Annotated in this window: 16 protein-coding genes; 10 read left to right on the plus strand and 6 right to left on the minus strand. The window is 31.5% G+C overall.

Annotation, left to right across the window (positions count from 1 at the left end; genetic code table 11):
* Positions 1 to 27: 27 nt before the first annotated feature.
* Positions 28 to 423: a hypothetical protein gene (locus AC9UEH_RS08815; RefSeq protein WP_509530871.1), complete on the minus strand. Its 396-nt coding sequence runs from the start codon at positions 421 to 423 to the stop codon at positions 28 to 30.
* 450 nt (positions 424 to 873) lie between these two features.
* Between AC9UEH_RS08815 and tgt the strand changes: the two genes are divergently transcribed.
* The 5 genes from tgt (at position 874) to AC9UEH_RS08840 (ending at position 6,542) form a co-directional block, all read left to right on the plus strand.
* The gene (gene tgt / locus AC9UEH_RS08820) at positions 874 to 2,004 is read left to right on the plus strand and encodes a tRNA guanosine(34) transglycosylase Tgt (protein ID WP_509530873.1); all 1,131 of its coding nucleotides are present in this window, start codon (positions 874 to 876) and stop codon (positions 2,002 to 2,004) included.
* 7 nt (positions 2,005 to 2,011) lie between these two features.
* The gene (locus tag AC9UEH_RS08825; protein ID WP_509530875.1) at positions 2,012 to 3,094 is read left to right on the plus strand and encodes an LptF/LptG family permease; all 1,083 of its coding nucleotides are present in this window, start codon (positions 2,012 to 2,014) and stop codon (positions 3,092 to 3,094) included.
* On the plus strand, positions 3,081 to 3,968 hold the full coding sequence (locus tag AC9UEH_RS08830) for a DMT family transporter (RefSeq protein ID WP_509530877.1): 888 nt from the start codon (positions 3,081 to 3,083) through the stop codon (positions 3,966 to 3,968). Before AC9UEH_RS08825 ends, AC9UEH_RS08830 begins: the two co-directional genes overlap by 14 nt.
* Before the next feature lie 202 nt (positions 3,969 to 4,170).
* Positions 4,171 to 4,911, plus strand: a complete 741-nt coding sequence (locus AC9UEH_RS08835; protein WP_509530879.1) for a glycosyltransferase family 2 protein — start codon at positions 4,171 to 4,173, stop codon at positions 4,909 to 4,911.
* Positions 4,893 to 6,542, plus strand: a complete 1,650-nt coding sequence (locus tag AC9UEH_RS08840; RefSeq protein ID WP_509530881.1) for an ArnT family glycosyltransferase — start codon at positions 4,893 to 4,895, stop codon at positions 6,540 to 6,542. The genes AC9UEH_RS08835 and AC9UEH_RS08840 overlap by 19 nt, the downstream gene beginning before the upstream one ends.
* Before the next feature lies 1 nt (position 6,543).
* Here the strand turns inward: AC9UEH_RS08840 and AC9UEH_RS08845 are convergent, their stop codons facing one another.
* A complete protein-coding gene (locus AC9UEH_RS08845; RefSeq protein ID WP_509530883.1) occupies positions 6,544 to 7,182 on the minus strand; it encodes a phosphatase PAP2 family protein in 639 nt (212 codons plus the stop codon).
* A gap of 317 nt (positions 7,183 to 7,499) precedes the next feature.
* Between AC9UEH_RS08845 and AC9UEH_RS08850 the strand changes: the two genes are divergently transcribed.
* Positions 7,500 to 8,453 (plus strand): acetyl-CoA carboxylase carboxyltransferase subunit alpha, encoded by a 954-nt coding sequence (locus AC9UEH_RS08850; RefSeq protein ID WP_509530885.1) that lies wholly within the window; start codon positions 7,500 to 7,502, stop codon positions 8,451 to 8,453.
* Between the two features lie 140 nt (positions 8,454 to 8,593).
* Positions 8,594 to 10,141 (plus strand): replicative DNA helicase, encoded by a 1,548-nt coding sequence (dnaB, locus tag AC9UEH_RS08855; protein WP_509530887.1) that lies wholly within the window; start codon positions 8,594 to 8,596, stop codon positions 10,139 to 10,141.
* Between the two features lie 28 nt (positions 10,142 to 10,169).
* Here dnaB and AC9UEH_RS08860 read toward each other — a convergent pair whose 3' ends face one another.
* Positions 10,170 to 11,294: a cysteine desulfurase family protein gene (locus tag AC9UEH_RS08860; protein WP_509530889.1), complete on the minus strand. Its 1,125-nt coding sequence runs from the start codon at positions 11,292 to 11,294 to the stop codon at positions 10,170 to 10,172.
* A gap of 191 nt (positions 11,295 to 11,485) precedes the next feature.
* Between AC9UEH_RS08860 and AC9UEH_RS08865 the strand changes: the two genes are divergently transcribed.
* Positions 11,486 to 12,025, plus strand: a complete 540-nt coding sequence (locus AC9UEH_RS08865; RefSeq protein WP_509530891.1) for a hypothetical protein — start codon at positions 11,486 to 11,488, stop codon at positions 12,023 to 12,025.
* A gap of 14 nt (positions 12,026 to 12,039) precedes the next feature.
* Here AC9UEH_RS08865 and AC9UEH_RS08870 read toward each other — a convergent pair whose 3' ends face one another.
* Together AC9UEH_RS08870 and AC9UEH_RS08875 are read right to left on the minus strand one after the other, a co-directional pair.
* Positions 12,040 to 12,591: a DUF8465 domain-containing protein gene (locus tag AC9UEH_RS08870; RefSeq protein WP_509530893.1), complete on the minus strand. Its 552-nt coding sequence runs from the start codon at positions 12,589 to 12,591 to the stop codon at positions 12,040 to 12,042.
* Positions 12,581 to 12,766: a hypothetical protein gene (locus AC9UEH_RS08875; RefSeq protein WP_509530895.1), complete on the minus strand. Its 186-nt coding sequence runs from the start codon at positions 12,764 to 12,766 to the stop codon at positions 12,581 to 12,583. The genes AC9UEH_RS08870 and AC9UEH_RS08875 overlap by 11 nt, the downstream gene beginning before the upstream one ends.
* Before the next feature lie 106 nt (positions 12,767 to 12,872).
* Here AC9UEH_RS08875 and AC9UEH_RS08880 point away from each other — a divergent pair, with 106 nt between their 5' ends.
* Together AC9UEH_RS08880 and AC9UEH_RS08885 are read left to right on the plus strand one after the other, a co-directional pair.
* Positions 12,873 to 13,157: a DUF2752 domain-containing protein gene (locus AC9UEH_RS08880; protein ID WP_509530897.1), complete on the plus strand. Its 285-nt coding sequence runs from the start codon at positions 12,873 to 12,875 to the stop codon at positions 13,155 to 13,157.
* Between the two features lie 14 nt (positions 13,158 to 13,171).
* Entirely contained in the window at positions 13,172 to 13,510 is a 339-nt protein-coding gene (locus AC9UEH_RS08885; RefSeq protein ID WP_509530899.1) for a CCC motif membrane protein, read from the plus strand.
* An 80-nt stretch (positions 13,511 to 13,590) separates the two neighbouring features.
* Here the strand turns inward: AC9UEH_RS08885 and rocD are convergent, their stop codons facing one another.
* A complete protein-coding gene (rocD, locus tag AC9UEH_RS08890) occupies positions 13,591 to 14,871 on the minus strand; it encodes an ornithine--oxo-acid transaminase (RefSeq protein ID WP_509530901.1) in 1,281 nt (426 codons plus the stop codon).
* Positions 14,872 to 14,974 lie beyond the last annotated feature (103 nt).

Consider the following 14,974-nt stretch of genomic DNA (forward strand, 5'->3'; position numbering starts at 1 on the left):
TAAGAAGCCTTTTTTTTGGCTTCTTTTTTATTTACTTTTATCGGACAACAATGATAAACAAATCCAAAGTGCGGAGAAAATCAGAAATAAAACCCAGACATGCCAATAATCGAAAATAAAACTTACAAATAGAGGTGTTAAATTAGTTTCGTGTTTCAATACATTCCAAACCACAATTGTGCTTCTTGCAAAAGTAAATTTGTAATAAATAAAATCGATGAAATTAGTAGCATAAGCCAATAAATTCATTGAAAAATACAAATAGAACAAGAATTTTTGATAGCCAGGATTGGTATTTTTTAAAAGCGGAAAAACGGAACATACTATAAACAATAGGTTTGCGTATAATATAGCTGTGGTATCGAAAGCCAATCCATAATAACAAAGCGACATAAAGTCGGTTATAGAATCGACTTTCAGCAAACGGAAATTATAGATAAAAAATAAGACGCGGGCAAAAAAATAAAAAATGTAGGCTAAGGAAAGTCTATAAAACAGAACTTTGTATTCGTTTAAGCGCAAGTGTTGCCGCATAATATATTGTATTAATTTATCTAACATGCAAATATATTACAAATTAACGATTGGTTAAGTTAAAGTTAAAATAAAGTAAAGTTTTTGAATCGAATGGGTTTTCTGTTCTAGGAATTGCGTGAGTGATGGAAGCGGTAATCCTCTTGCGAAACAAAGTGGATCGGGAGATTATAGCGCACAGCACGACCGAGTTCTCCAATTGTATTACTCTTAGCAAAGTCGTTCTGAACGAGGGTACGCCCAAAGAAAACATATAAATTGTAAAAATGTTAATTTATTGGGTATTTCTGAACTCGCAAATCACAATTCCGTTATCTTTGCGAACTGAAAAAAGCCCATATGAAGTTTGATTTATTAAAGACCGATCCGCAAACGCAAGCCAGAGCGGGAACAATTACGACCGATCACGGGGTAATTAAAACGCCAATTTTTATGCCTGTGGGAACTGTTGCGTCTGTAAAAGGGGTGCACCAGCGGGAGTTGAAGGAGGAAATTAATCCCGATATTATCCTTGGAAATACGTATCATTTGTATTTGCGTCCACAAACTGAGATTCTTGAAAAAGCGGGTGGATTACATAAATTTATGAATTGGGATCGGAATATTTTAACTGATTCCGGTGGTTATCAAGTGTATTCGCTTTCAGCAAATAGAAAAATTAAGGAAGAAGGAGTGAAATTTAAATCGCATATTGACGGTTCGTTTCACTTTTTTACACCTGAAAATGTGATGGAGATTCAACGTACTATTGGTGCCGATATTATTATGGCATTTGATGAATGTACCCCGTATCCATGTGATTATCGGTACGCCCAACGCTCGATGCACATGACGCACCGTTGGCTAGATCGTTGTATCAATCATTTGGAAAAAGTGCCAGTGAAATATGGTTACGAACAAACATTTTTCCCAATTGTTCAGGGAAGTACGTATAAAGATTTGCGGATGCAATCGGCAGAATATATTGCCAATGCTGGGGCGCAAGGAAATGCAATTGGTGGACTTTCAGTAGGAGAACCTGCCGAAGAAATGTATGCAATGACGGAAATTGTTACAACAATTTTACCGCAAGACAAACCGAGATATTTGATGGGTGTGGGAACGCCTATAAATATTTTGGAGAATATTGCACTTGGAATTGATATGTTTGATTGCGTGATGCCAACAAGAAACGCCCGAAATGGAATGTTGTTCACAGCAAATGGAACGATAAATATTAAAAATAGAAAATGGGCTGACGATTTTTCGCCTGTTGACGAAATGGGATTGACATTTGTAGATACAGAATATTCAAAGGCCTATTTACGACATCTTTTTGCTGCTAACGAATATCTTGGAAAGCAAATTGCTACAATTCACAATCTTGGATTTTATATGTGGTTGGTTCGTGAAGCCAGAAAGCATATCTTAGCGGGAGATTTCAAAGTTTGGAAAGAAATGATGGTAAAAAATATGAGTCAGAGATTGTAATAACTTTATGAAAATAATAGACAAGTACATATTAAAACGCTATTTGAGCACCTTTTTTGTAATGTTGCTTCTGTTTGTTCCAATTGGAATAATCATTGATGTTGCAGAGAAAATAGACAAAATGATTCAAAACAAAATTCCGTTTTCAGCCATTGCGTTATATTATTTTTACTTTACCATTTACTTTGCAAACCTATTATTTCCAATATTTTTATTTCTTTCTATTATTTGGTTTACCTCTAAATTGGCAAACAATACAGAGGTAATTGCAATATTAAGTTCCGGTATATCTTTTACAAGATTCATGCGGCCATACATTATTGGTGCAACTATAGTTTCCATGTTAGCATTTTTAATGGGTATTTTTTTATTGCCTAAAGCTAGTGAAGGTTTTAATAATTTTAGATATAACTATTTAACCCCTGGAGGATTAGAAAAAATGAGGGAGAATTCTGATGTATTCAGACAAATAAGTAAAGATGAATATATATACGTAGGAAGTTTTAACCAAGTCTCAAAAATGGCATTTCATTTTTCAATGGAGAAATTCGATAAAGACAAATTAAAATATAAAATTACAGCAAGTAGAATAAAATGGAATCCAATAAGAAAAAACTATACTCTTTATGATTACAATAAAAGAACGGTTGGCGCATTATCTGACAAAATTGAAATATGCGAGAAAAAAGATTCTATATTTAGTTTTGATTTGGAAGATCTAACCCCAACAGTATATGTTGCTGAAACGCTTTCAATATTAGAACTAAATCATTTCATTGATAAAGAAATTAAGAGAGGAAATGCAAATATCAGCGTTTATTTAGTAGTGCTTTACAAAAAATACAGTTTACCTGTTTCGGCATTTATACTCACCATTATTGCACTTGCCGTTTCTTCTATGAAACGCCGTGGCGGTATGGGAATTAATTTAGCAATAGGAATCGCAATTGCTTTTTTATTCGTGTTTTTCGATAAGATTTTCGGAGCATTAGCAGAAAAATCTGCTATAAACCCTGCAATAGCTGTTTGGTTACCCAATTTTATTTTCGGAATTTTAGCAATTTTACTCCTTCGAAATGCCAAACGATAACTTAAAAAGCTACCTTCATCTTCATTTCATCGTTTTTGTATGGGGGTTTACAGCAGTTTTAGGAAAGCTAATTTCACTTGACGCAATGCCTTTAGTTTGGTTCAGAATGTTGCTCGCCGTCGGTTTCATACTCCTTTTTATAGGGTATAAAAAAATCCCAATGAAAGTGCCGAAAAAAGTCTTAATTGGCTTTTTATTCGCAGGTTTAGTCATCGCTTTTCATTGGTTTACTTTTTTCAAAGCCATCAAAGTTTCTAATATTTCAGTCACTTTGGCTTGTTTATCAACGGGTGCATTTTTTGCAAGTTTAATGGAACCTATTTTCTACGGACGCAAAATTATTTGGTACGAAGTACTCTTTGGAATAATAGTATTCGTCGGACTTTATATTATTTTTAATATCGACGGACATTATATTAATGGAATACTATTAGGTTTAAGTTCTGCATTTTTATCTGCTTTATTTTCTATGATAAACGGAAAATATGCCAAAGAATACAACCCCACAATTATTTCTTTTTACGAACTTTTAGGAGGCGTACTTTTTTTCTCCGTCTTCCTGTTTTTCACGGGTAGTTTCGATGCAAAATTCTTTGAAATATCCAATTCCGATTGGGTTTGCCTTATAATTCTAAGCACTTTTTGTACTGCGTATGCCTTTATCGCATCTGTAAAAGTGATGAAGTTTTTAAGCCCCTACACAGTAATGCTTACCATTAATTTGGAACCTATTTATGGAATAATTTTAGCGGTAATTGTGTTTAAGGAAACAGAAAAAATGAGCGTCAATTTTTATATTGGTGCCTTCATTATCCTTTCGACCGTAATTCTCAACGGAGTTATAAAATATTTCCACAAAACAAAAAACAGCTAATTGAATATTTATATTCTTTTGTTTTAACACCTCTTTCCATAATTTTTCAATTCGTAATATTCCAATATGAATTCTATGTTAACTTTTTGCTTTGTCAGTTAAAGAGTGGATATATATGTTAATTTTATAGTCAATTTTAAGACTTTGGATTTTCAAAATCTAAAGTGATGAAAATAAAATAATTTATAAATAGAATTAATTTATGTTTAAAAACAAAAAAGTAGTAGTAGTTCTTCCAGCATACAATGCAGAAAAAACTTTAGAAAAGACCTTTTTGGAAATTCCGATGAACGTAGTTGATGAAGTAATTTTAGTTGACGATAACAGTATTGACGAAACGTATGCCTTGGCAAAAAAATTAGGAATAAATCATGTTATTAAACATGAAATTAATAAAGGTTATGGTGGAAACCAAAAAACATGTTACAATAAATGTAAAGAATTAAACGCGGACATTGTTGTAATGCTTCACCCTGATTACCAATATACTCCGTTATTAATTGATGCTATGGTAAGCATAATTGGAAATGAATTATATCCAGTAGTCTTTGGTTCAAGAATTCTAGGTAATGGCGCATTGAGAGGTGGAATGCCTTTGTACAAGTATTTTTTTAATAGAATGTTGACTCTTTTTCAAAATGTTTTGATGAACCAAAAACTATCAGAATACCATACTGGTTTTAGATCTTTTGACATGAAAGTGCTGAACTCAGTTAATTATGAAAAATGTTCAGATGATTTTGCATTTGACAATCAAATTATTGCTCAAATTTGTAATCAGAATTTCGAAATTGCCGAAGTTACTTGCCCAACAAAGTATTTTCCCGAAGCTTCCTCTATCAATTTCAAAAGAAGTAGTATTTACGGTATGCATGTAATTTTAGTTTCTATTAAGTACTTTTTAAACAAAAATAAAATAGTCAAATGGGATCTTTTAACATAAATAAATTAAAGAATAACTATGCTTTAATTCTCTTACTTTTAAGTTGTGTTTTCTTTCCATTTGCAATTGGTTCTGTACATCTGTTTGATTGGGATGAGGTGAATTTTGCCGAAATTGCTAGGGAAATGATTGTTAATAAGAATTATTTAAATGTTCAAATAAATTACCTCCCTTTTTGGGAAAAACCGCCTTTATTTTTTTGGCTACAAGCCTTGTCGATGAAAATTTTTGGTATTAATGAATTTGCCAGTAGATTTCCTAATGTAATGGTGGGAATAGCATCTATTCTATCTCTTTTTTACATTGGCAAGAAATTCATTTCAGAAAAATTTGCCTTTATTTGGGGGCTTTCATATATCGGAAGTTTTTTACCGCATTTTTATTTTAAATCAGGAATTATAGATCCTTTATTCAACTTATTCATTTTCTTATCGGTTTATTTCTTTTATATATATCAAGTTGAATATATAAAAAAATATTTATTAATAGCTTCATTATTAACAGGCTTAGCTGTATTAACTAAAGGACCTGTCGCTCTCTTGATAATTATATTAGTGGTATTGTTTTTTGTAATTTATAAATGGAAAACTATCAAAATAAAAATTTTCGATTTAATAATTGCTGCAGTAATAATTTGTATAATCACTTCATTTTGGTTTATTTCAGAAATTATAAATGGTGGCGGAATTGAACTCTTTAAAGATTTTATAGCCTATCAAATAAGACTTTTTACAACCTCGGAAGCAGGTCATGGAGAACCATTTTACTATCACTTTATAGTGTTATTTTTTGGTTGCTTTCCAATTTCACTAATTGTAATTCCTTATATTTTAAAGAAAAATTTTTCAGATTCTAAACCTATTTTGGTGAAAGATTTTTACACCTTAAATTTCATTTTATTTTGGGTTGTTCTGATTTTATTTTCATTAACAACGACTAAAATAGTTCATTACTCTTCTTTATGTTATTTCCCATTGTCTTTTATTGCTTCCTATGTGATATACCAAAACATAAATGAAAAAAGAAATTTACACAAAATATCTTTCGTATTACTTGCTATTGTTGGCATTTTAGTAGGATTAATTTTTACAGCTATTCCTTTGATTATAAAATTTAAAGCCAATATAATTCCCTTAATCAAAGATAAATTTGCTGTTCAAAATATTCAATTACCAGTTCAATGGGGAGGTTTTGAATATTTATTAGGAATATTATATATAATACTGTTAGTAATTATTTTAATAAAACTAAAAAACAATATTCGCTACATTATACATTTATTTTTGCTAAACGCATTAATATTGAATTTACTAATGATTTTTATAGTTCCTAAAATTGAGCAACATACACAAGGAAGTATGATTGATTTTTTTCAAAAACACAATAATAAAAATGAATATGTAACTACTTTTGGTTTTCGAAGTTATGCTAAATTTTTCTATACAAATAAGCAAAAACCTGAAAATTTAAAGTCGCTAAATGAGGAATGGCTACTTTACGGTAATATCGATAAACCAGTATATCTTGTTAGTAAAATGTATGATAAGGAAAAAGTGCTTCATCTTAAAAACATTAAATTTTTGTATGAAAAAGGCGGATTTGTTTTCTATGTGAGGAAGAATGTTTTTTAAATTAAGCTAAAGAAACCTTTTTAGTTTTTGATTTATTTTTAAACAAAGATTTAAGTTTTTTATCAAACCATTTAATTCTAATTGGAATAAATATAGAATAAGAAACTATAAAAGAAAATATCCCAACAACGCTTCCTGCTACAACATCTCCAAAAAAGTGTTGAGACAAATAAACTCTTGAATAGGCTGTTAAACACGCAATCGTTGCGAAAAATATTTGAGAGAATTTATTTTTAAAAATATAAGCTAAAAACATAAACATGGCGAAAGCAGTTGTCGCATGCCCAGAAGGAAAAGAATTATAAGAATGTAAAACTACACCTTTAACATAATGTAATTGATTTGAATTAAAATATTTTGAAGGTCTTAATTGATCAAAAAAAATGACTTTTTTCATTACTTGGCAAATAATTCCAGATATTAAAAACGTTGATAATCCAATAAAAAAAGTTCTAATTTTTACTACAAACAATACTACTAGCAAAACAAAAACTGCAAATAAACCATCTCCAACATTTGTAAAATATTTAAAAAAAATATCTTGAAAAATAGAATTATATTGATTAATAATTAAATGTAAAGGGACTTTCCCATAAGTAAATACACCTATAAGTGTTGTACCTATAAAAACTAAACACACAATAAAGTATAATTTTAAATCAATGAATAATTTTCGCATTACTATTTGAGAATCATATAAAAAAAATGGACAGAATTATAATCTATTTTACCTCTATAAAATAAAGTATAATATATTTACAAAATTATATACTGTAAACTTTTTTAAGTAAACTAAAGATTAAGTTATTATTAATAAACGGAATGAAAATGTAAAGGGATTTAGTGTTTTATTATTTTTTATTTAATTTGACTTTCAATAATTGTTAAATTTACTTTTATTCAGGATATTAAACTTTATCTTTGCCTACTAAAATTAAATTAAAACGCACATACCACATGGAATATTTAGATTTTGAGCTTCCCATAAAAGAATTAGAAGACCAATTAGACAAATGTGAAATAATAGGTCAAGAATCCAATGTAGATGTAACCACTACTTGCAAACAAATTGAGAAAAAACTAGAAGAAACCAAACGAGAAATATACAAAAATCTAACTGCTTGGCAACGCGTACAATTGTCTCGCCATCCAAGTCGTCCTTACACCATGGATCACGTTAGGGCTTTGTGTGGAGACACATTCCTTGAACTGTTCGGAGATAGAAATTTCAAAGACGATAAAGCAATGATCGGTGGATTAGGGAAAATTGGAGGTCAATCGTTTATGATAGTTGGCCAACAAAAAGGGTTTAACACCAAAACACGTCAATTTCGTAACTTTGGAATGGCAAATCCTGAAGGATACAGAAAAGCATTGCGATTAATGAAAATGGCCGAAAAATTCGGGATTCCTGTTTTAACATTAATTGACACTCCGGGAGCCTATCCTGGATTGGAAGCTGAAGAACGTGGACAAGGGGAAGCTATAGCAAGAAACATTTTCGAAATGATTCGTTTGAAAGTGCCTATTATCGCTGTAATTGTAGGCGAAGGTGCTTCTGGTGGAGCATTAGGAATTGGTGTTGGCGACAGGGTTTATATGTTAGAAAATACTTGGTATTCTGTAATATCTCCAGAATCTTGTTCTTCGATACTTTGGAAAAGTTGGGAATACAAAGAACAAGCAGCCGAAGCACTAAAATTGACTTCAGCGGATATGAAAAAACAAAAATTAGTGGACGATATTATCCCTGAACCACTTGGTGGCGCTCACTATGACAGAGAAACTACATTCAAAACTGTAGAACAATATATTTTGAAAGGATACAACGAATTGAAAGACTTATCAACAACTGACTTAGTTGCCCAAAGAATGGACAAATACAGTAAGATGGGTGAGTTTAAGGAGTAAATTCTTACAAATAAATGTTAAATCCGAAGCCCAATGGTTTCGGATTTTTTTTTGGTTATAAACAAAAAATAATTGGTTATCAACAATTATTTCTAATAACTCTTAAAGGAATTTTTTTATTTTTTTGTTACTTTCGCCATATGGAAAAATTAGTAAATCTCAACCCCATAAGAGTAGAAAAAACTACTATTATCAATTTAGAAAAAGGAAAAATCCCGCCACAAGCTCTCGAACTCGAAGAAGCGGTTTTGGGCGCAATGATGATTGACAAAAAAGGAGTTGATGAGGTTATTGATATTTTACAACCGGATGCGTTTTATAAAGATGCTCACAAACATATCTTTGAAGCAATTTATCAATTGTTCACAGATTCTCAACCTATAGACTTGTTAACAGTTTCAGCACAGTTAAAAAAGAGTGCCAAATTAGAATTAGCTGGTGGTGATTTTTATTTGATTCAACTAACTCAAAAAATATCTTCTTCGGCACATATTGAGTTTCATTCCCGAATTATCCTACAGAAATTTATCCAACGGAGTTTAATCCGAATTTCGTCTGAAATTATTGAGGAATCCTACGATGAATCTACAGATGTTTTTGATTTATTAGATAAAGCAGAATCAAAATTATACGAAGTTACTCAAGGAAACATCAAACGTAGTTCTGAAACAGCACAAAGTTTGGTAATTCAAGCTAAAAAGAGAATTGAAGAAATTGCAGGAAAAGAGGGATTGAGTGGAATTGCTTCTGGATTTGATAAACTAGACAAAATAACTTCGGGATGGCAACCAAGCGATTTAATAATTATTGCCGCCCGTCCTGGTATGGGTAAAACTGCATTTGTGCTTTCAATGGCAAGAAATATAGCTATAGATTTTGGATATCCAGTGGCTCTATTTTCTTTGGAAATGTCATCGGTACAGCTAATTACAAGATTAATTTCTTCTGAAACAGGATTGTCGTCAGAAAAATTAAGAACCGGAAAATTAGAAAAACACGAATGGGAACAACTAAGTATTAAGGTTAAAAATTTGGAAAAAGCACCCTTATTTATAGATGATTCTCCTTCTCTATCCATTTTTGATTTAAGGGCTAAATCTAGGAGATTAGCTTCACAACATGGAATAAAATTAATTATTGTAGATTATTTACAATTAATGACAGCGGGTGGAAGTAACGGAAAAGGAGGAGGAAATAGAGAACAAGAAATTTCTACAATTTCCAGAAACTTAAAAGCATTAGCCAAAGAATTAGGTGTACCCGTAATTGCATTATCTCAATTGTCTCGGGCTGTTGAATCTCGTCCAGGTCACAAACGACCTTTGTTATCCGATCTTAGAGAGTCCGGAGCGATTGAGCAAGATGCGGATATTGTTTCGTTTATTTACAGACCCGAATATTACAAATTAGACGAATGGGATGATGAAGGAAGTTCGCCAACGCAAGGGCAGGCAGAATTTATTATTGCCAAACATAGAAATGGAAGTTTAGAAAGTGTGCGTTTGAAATTTGTTGGAAATCTTGGTAAATTTGAAAATTTAGAAAGTTATAGCGGTAGTTATGATGATTTACCTTCCAAAATGAATCACGATGATAATCCATTTCAAACCAAAAACTTACCTTCAGCAAACGAAGCTTTTGGTAGCAATTTAAATAGTTATGGGGATGACAGCGAGGTGCCATTTTAATATCAATATTATTGAAATGTTCATTGCTTTAAACTCCTTTCAAACCTTCAATTAGCATGTCAATATCTTGTTTGGTGTTGAAATGACTGAATGAAATTCGCAAACTTGGTTTTTTCAAATCTTCAACAGAAAGAAATTCAACGAGAACGTGTGAAGGCTTGACACTTCCTGACTGACAAGCACTACCTCGGGAGACTGAAATTCCTTTCATATCTAAACCAAAGAGAATCATTGCGGTTTTATCTTCCGAAAAAGGTAAGATTATGTTCAAAACTGTGTAAAAACCATCATGAGAACCGTTAATTTGAAATTCTGGAAATTCTAATTCTAATTGTTGGATTAGGTAGTTTTTAACTTCCGTAATGGAGGTTCTTTCAGCATCTAAATTGGCTAAAGAAAGCGTTAAAGCCTTTGCCATTCCAGCGATTTGATGCACCGCTTCAGTTCCAGGACGCAAACCTTTTTCTTGTTCGCCACCAAAAATTTGAGGAAGCAAACCTGAATTTTTTCTCAAAAATGCAAAACCAATACCTTTGGGTCCGTGAAATTTATGTGCCGAAGCAACTAGGAAATCAATTGGAATTTTTTGTAAATCTAATTCCGTTTTTGCAACAGACTGAACCGTGTCTGAATGAAATAATACGCAGTTTTGTTGGCAAATTCTTGCAATTAAATCCAATTCTAAAACCGTTCCAATTTCATTATTAACATGCATCAAACTAACCAATGTTTTAATATCTTGTGCAAGTAAATCTACTAAATCCGTTTTGTCAATAACACCATTTTCTTTGATTGCAACATAATCAACTTGAATATCAAACTCTTTTTGTAAGGCTTCAATAGTATGTAAAACAGCGTGATGTTCGATTTTAGAAGTGATTATTCTTTTTACTTTCAAATCTTTCACGCAGGAACGAAGAATTAAATTATTAGATTCTGTTCCACCTGAAGTGAAGATAATTTCTTGTGCGTGGCAGTTCAATTCTTTGGCGATAGCTTTTCGAGAAAGCTCCACTATACTTTTTGCATTTCTACCAAAACTGTGCGTTGACGATGGATTACCATAGTCGTTTGATAGTATAGTAACCATTTCGTGAATCACTTCTTCCCGAATTTGAGTAGTTGATGCGTTGTCTAAATATACTTTTTTCATTGTTTGTTTTTTGTCGCTTTCTGAAATAAAATCGTTGCAAATATAACGAATTCTATTGTCATTAATCTATTGCTGTTTAAATTCCTAAAAGCAATGGTTCAACTCTATGTTCTATAATAAAGAGTTAATTTTTATGATTTTATACAGTTATGCTTTTGAAACAAATTAAAAATTCTATTTTTGTTTTAAATATGAAAAATATGAAACGATTTCTTGGTTTATTGCTTTGTGCCTTACTTTTTAATAGTTGTGATGATGGAAATATAAAATTAGATACCTTTAATTTTGATCCTGCAGCAGCAATAAATTCTTGTTCAATAAATAACGGATTGTTTTTCAAAGTTAAAAATAATGAAGCTTTAATTTTACAAACGCCAATTTCAACTTTTGCAAACGTAGTTACGGCTGCAAACACTCCTCGAACTATTATAATTAGCAGTACCAATAAAGTTATTTACAGACTTTTTAATTCCATTATTAGTAGTGCTTATTTTTGTGCTTCCTTTCCACCTGCAAGTCCAACTGTTTCTGACGAATGGAATGCTGCCGCTGGTGTTGCAGGAACAAGTGGAATAATAGAAGTAACTACAACTCAAATATTAAATCCCACAACTCAGGTTTTGACGGGTTATAATCACTATGTGGTTTTCAAGAATATTACGTTTTCGAATGGTATAAATTCTTTTACTTATTCGCAATATGTGTATGGGAATTTTGTGACTTCGATTTAGAATAAAACATCCTTTTATTTTGAGTTTTGCCTGATGAAAACTTCAGTCGCACCCATTCCATAACGCTGATAATTGCCTTCTCGGAAATCTATAGTATCGTATCTTCCTAATAAAAAATCAAGTTCTGCTTTTAAAATTCCTTCACCAACACCATGAATAAAAACAATTTTTGGAATGCGATTTCTTATGGCAAATTCAAGATGTCGTTTTGCCGTTTCTGTTTGTAAAGTTAGAATGTCATAATTGCTCATTCCCTTAAAACTCGGAACTAACTTTTCGATGTGTAAATCAAATTCTGGAGCGGGAATTTCATACTTTTCCTTCTTGTTTTTTATAAAACTTCTAGCTTTTGGCTCTTCTTTTTCTTTTTTAATTTGATTTGAATTAAAACTTCCTATACTTTTACTTAAATCACTGGTGTCTAGTAACATAATTAATTCATTGACAAAATATGTCATCAAAAATCCGTCTTCTGTTTCTATAGAAACTTCTTTATTTTGAACCGATACTACCACTCCATTTATGGCATCGTCAAGTACCGAAACTTTATCGCCTTTATTGAACATTTTCGTCTTCTTTATCTTGATTTTTGCTTGGTGTTTTAGCACTCAATTTCATCATTCCAAACATAAATACTGCGATTGCAATAACCGAAATATAGACATTTTTCTTCTCTAAACTTTGCTCATAAAAAGCAATTAAAATTGCAATTATCATTATTGGAAGCAACCATTTTTTCATTTCTATTTGTATTTAGAATTCAAAAGTAGGCAACTTTAAAATAATAAACTTACTATTCCAGAATGAATATTATTTTTGTTAAATTGCAATACAAATAAATTAAGTTTTGGATATAGAAAAATACATGTTGCCTTGTATGAATAAATCGCTTTTTGGAGTTGATTGTATGGGCTGTGGAACGCAACGTTCTTTACTTTTATTAATCAATGGAGAATTCACAAAAGCTTTCTATCAGTTTCCAGCAATTTATACAACACTTATATTTCTCGGATTTTTAGGATTGCATTTCATCGATAAATCTAGAGATTACCACAAAATTATCATTGGAATGGCAATTACAAACGCATTGATTATGATTATTGCTTATATTTACAAATTAACAAACCTTTAAATTTAAATTAAAACATGGAAAAAAGAAACTTACCCAATGGAACCGCAGTACTTGTATTAGGAATACTATCAATACTAACTTGCTGTTGCTATGGAGTTATAGGATTAACTTTAGGAATTATAGCATTAGTTTTAGCTAAAAAAGATTTGAAATTATACCAAGAAAGTCCTGAATTATATTTGAATTACAAAAACATTAACACTGGAAAAATACTGGGTATTATTGGGATTGTCCTAAGTAGTATTGCTATGATTGGATTTATTTTTATATTATCACTTGGCGAAGAACGCATAAAAGAAATTCAGAAAAATTTAGAAGCAAAAGCAAAATACCAACAAGAGCAAGATCAATAATTTATTGCTTTTTAAAAACACTAAACCCACTAATTTACTTGAAATACTTCAAATAAATTAGTGGGTTTTTTAATGTAAGACTATTTCTCAAATTGCTTCAACGTCTTGATAATAATAGCAACGCAATCTAATAATTGCGCTTCATTCATTACTAATGGCGGTGCAAAACGGATAATATTTCCGTGAGTTGGTTTTGCTAAAAGTCCATTATCACGCAATGCCAAGCAAATATTCCAAGCAGTATCACTTTCTTCGGTATCGTTAATAACGACTGCATTCAATAAGCCACGACCACGAACTAAAACAGCAATATTGGATGTATATATGTATTCGTTTAATTTACTTCTGAATAACTTTCCTAAAAAACGTGCATTTTGAATTAAATGTTCTTCGTTTACCACTTCTAGAGCTGCAATTGCAACGGCAGCTGCAATTGGATTTCCGCCAAAAGTAGAACCGTGTTGCCCTGGTTTTATAACATTCATAATAGTATCATTTGCTAAAACTGCCGAAACCGGATAAGCACCGCCAGATAACGCTTTTCCTAATATCAATATATCAGGAGTTGCATAGGTTTCTTGTCTTTCGCAATGCTTTTCGCAAGTGCAATTTCCACAAACTGCAAGCAACGAACCCGTTCTTGCGATTCCAGTTTGAATCTCATCTGCAATAAATAAAACATTATATTGATTACACAATTCCTTGGCACGCATCATGTAATTATCTGTAGGAGTATAGACTCCAGCTTCTCCTTGAATTGGTTCTACAAGAAAACCAGCTATGTTTTTTGAGGATTTTAAGGCAATTTCTAATGCTTCTAAATCATCATAAGCAATTTTGATGAATCCTTCCGTGTAAGGCCCAAAATTCTTACGGGCATTTTCATCGTTAGAAAATGAAATAATAGTAGTTGTTCTACCATGGAAATTTCCGTCACAAACGATGATTTGTGCCTCGTGTTCTGCAACTCCTTTTACTTCATAAGCCCATTTTCTACAGAGTTTTAACGCGGTCTCAACAGCTTCGGCACCTGTATTCATTGGCAAAACCTTATCAAAACCAAAATATTTAGTTACAAATTCTTCATAAGAACCTAATTGATCATTGAAAAATGCACGAGAAGTTAACGTTAATGTTTGAGCTTGTTTTATCATTGCTCCAACAATTTTTGGATGACAATGACCTTGATTTACAGCAGAATAAGCAGATAAAAAATCATAATACTTTTTTCCTTCTACATCCCAAACATAAACTCCTTCTCCTCTATTTAAAACTACTGGAAGTGGATGATAATTGTGGGCACCATACTTATTTTCTAAGGCAATAATTCCTTCGGCATTTAATTTCTCTAAAACTGACATTGTAAAATTATTTTAATTTTTCAAAACTCAATTCCTACTTGGGGAGAGAAATCATCCATTATAATTGCAAAATTAGTGATATTTCTTTGAATTATTAGGGATT

This window comes from Flavobacterium sp. (genome assembly GCF_040402835.1).
GTDB lineage: Bacteria > Bacteroidota > Bacteroidia > Flavobacteriales > Flavobacteriaceae > Flavobacterium.

Excerpts from the sequence above, each read along its gene's own strand:
- tgt (WP_509530873.1), top strand. The coding sequence starts at position 874 with ATGAAGTTTGATTTATTAAAGACCGATCCGCAAACGCAAGCCAGAGCG.
- AC9UEH_RS08825 (WP_509530875.1), top strand. The coding sequence starts at position 2,012 with ATGAAAATAATAGACAAGTACATATTAAAACGCTATTTGAGCACCTTT.
- AC9UEH_RS08830 (WP_509530877.1), top strand. The coding sequence starts at position 3,081 with ATGCCAAACGATAACTTAAAAAGCTACCTTCATCTTCATTTCATCGTT.
- AC9UEH_RS08835 (WP_509530879.1), top strand. The coding sequence starts at position 4,171 with ATGTTTAAAAACAAAAAAGTAGTAGTAGTTCTTCCAGCATACAATGCA.
- AC9UEH_RS08840 (WP_509530881.1), top strand. The coding sequence starts at position 4,893 with ATGGGATCTTTTAACATAAATAAATTAAAGAATAACTATGCTTTAATT.
- AC9UEH_RS08850 (WP_509530885.1), top strand. The coding sequence starts at position 7,500 with ATGGAATATTTAGATTTTGAGCTTCCCATAAAAGAATTAGAAGACCAA.
- dnaB (WP_509530887.1), top strand. The coding sequence starts at position 8,594 with ATGGAAAAATTAGTAAATCTCAACCCCATAAGAGTAGAAAAAACTACT.
- AC9UEH_RS08860 (WP_509530889.1), bottom strand. The coding sequence starts at position 11,294 with ATGAAAAAAGTATATTTAGACAACGCATCAACTACTCAAATTCGGGAA.
- AC9UEH_RS08865 (WP_509530891.1), top strand. The coding sequence starts at position 11,486 with ATGAAAAATATGAAACGATTTCTTGGTTTATTGCTTTGTGCCTTACTT.
- AC9UEH_RS08870 (WP_509530893.1), bottom strand. The coding sequence starts at position 12,591 with ATGTTCAATAAAGGCGATAAAGTTTCGGTACTTGACGATGCCATAAAT.
- AC9UEH_RS08875 (WP_509530895.1), bottom strand. The coding sequence starts at position 12,766 with ATGAAAAAATGGTTGCTTCCAATAATGATAATTGCAATTTTAATTGCT.
- AC9UEH_RS08885 (WP_509530899.1), top strand. The coding sequence starts at position 13,172 with ATGGAAAAAAGAAACTTACCCAATGGAACCGCAGTACTTGTATTAGGA.
- rocD (WP_509530901.1), bottom strand. The coding sequence starts at position 14,871 with ATGTCAGTTTTAGAGAAATTAAATGCCGAAGGAATTATTGCCTTAGAA.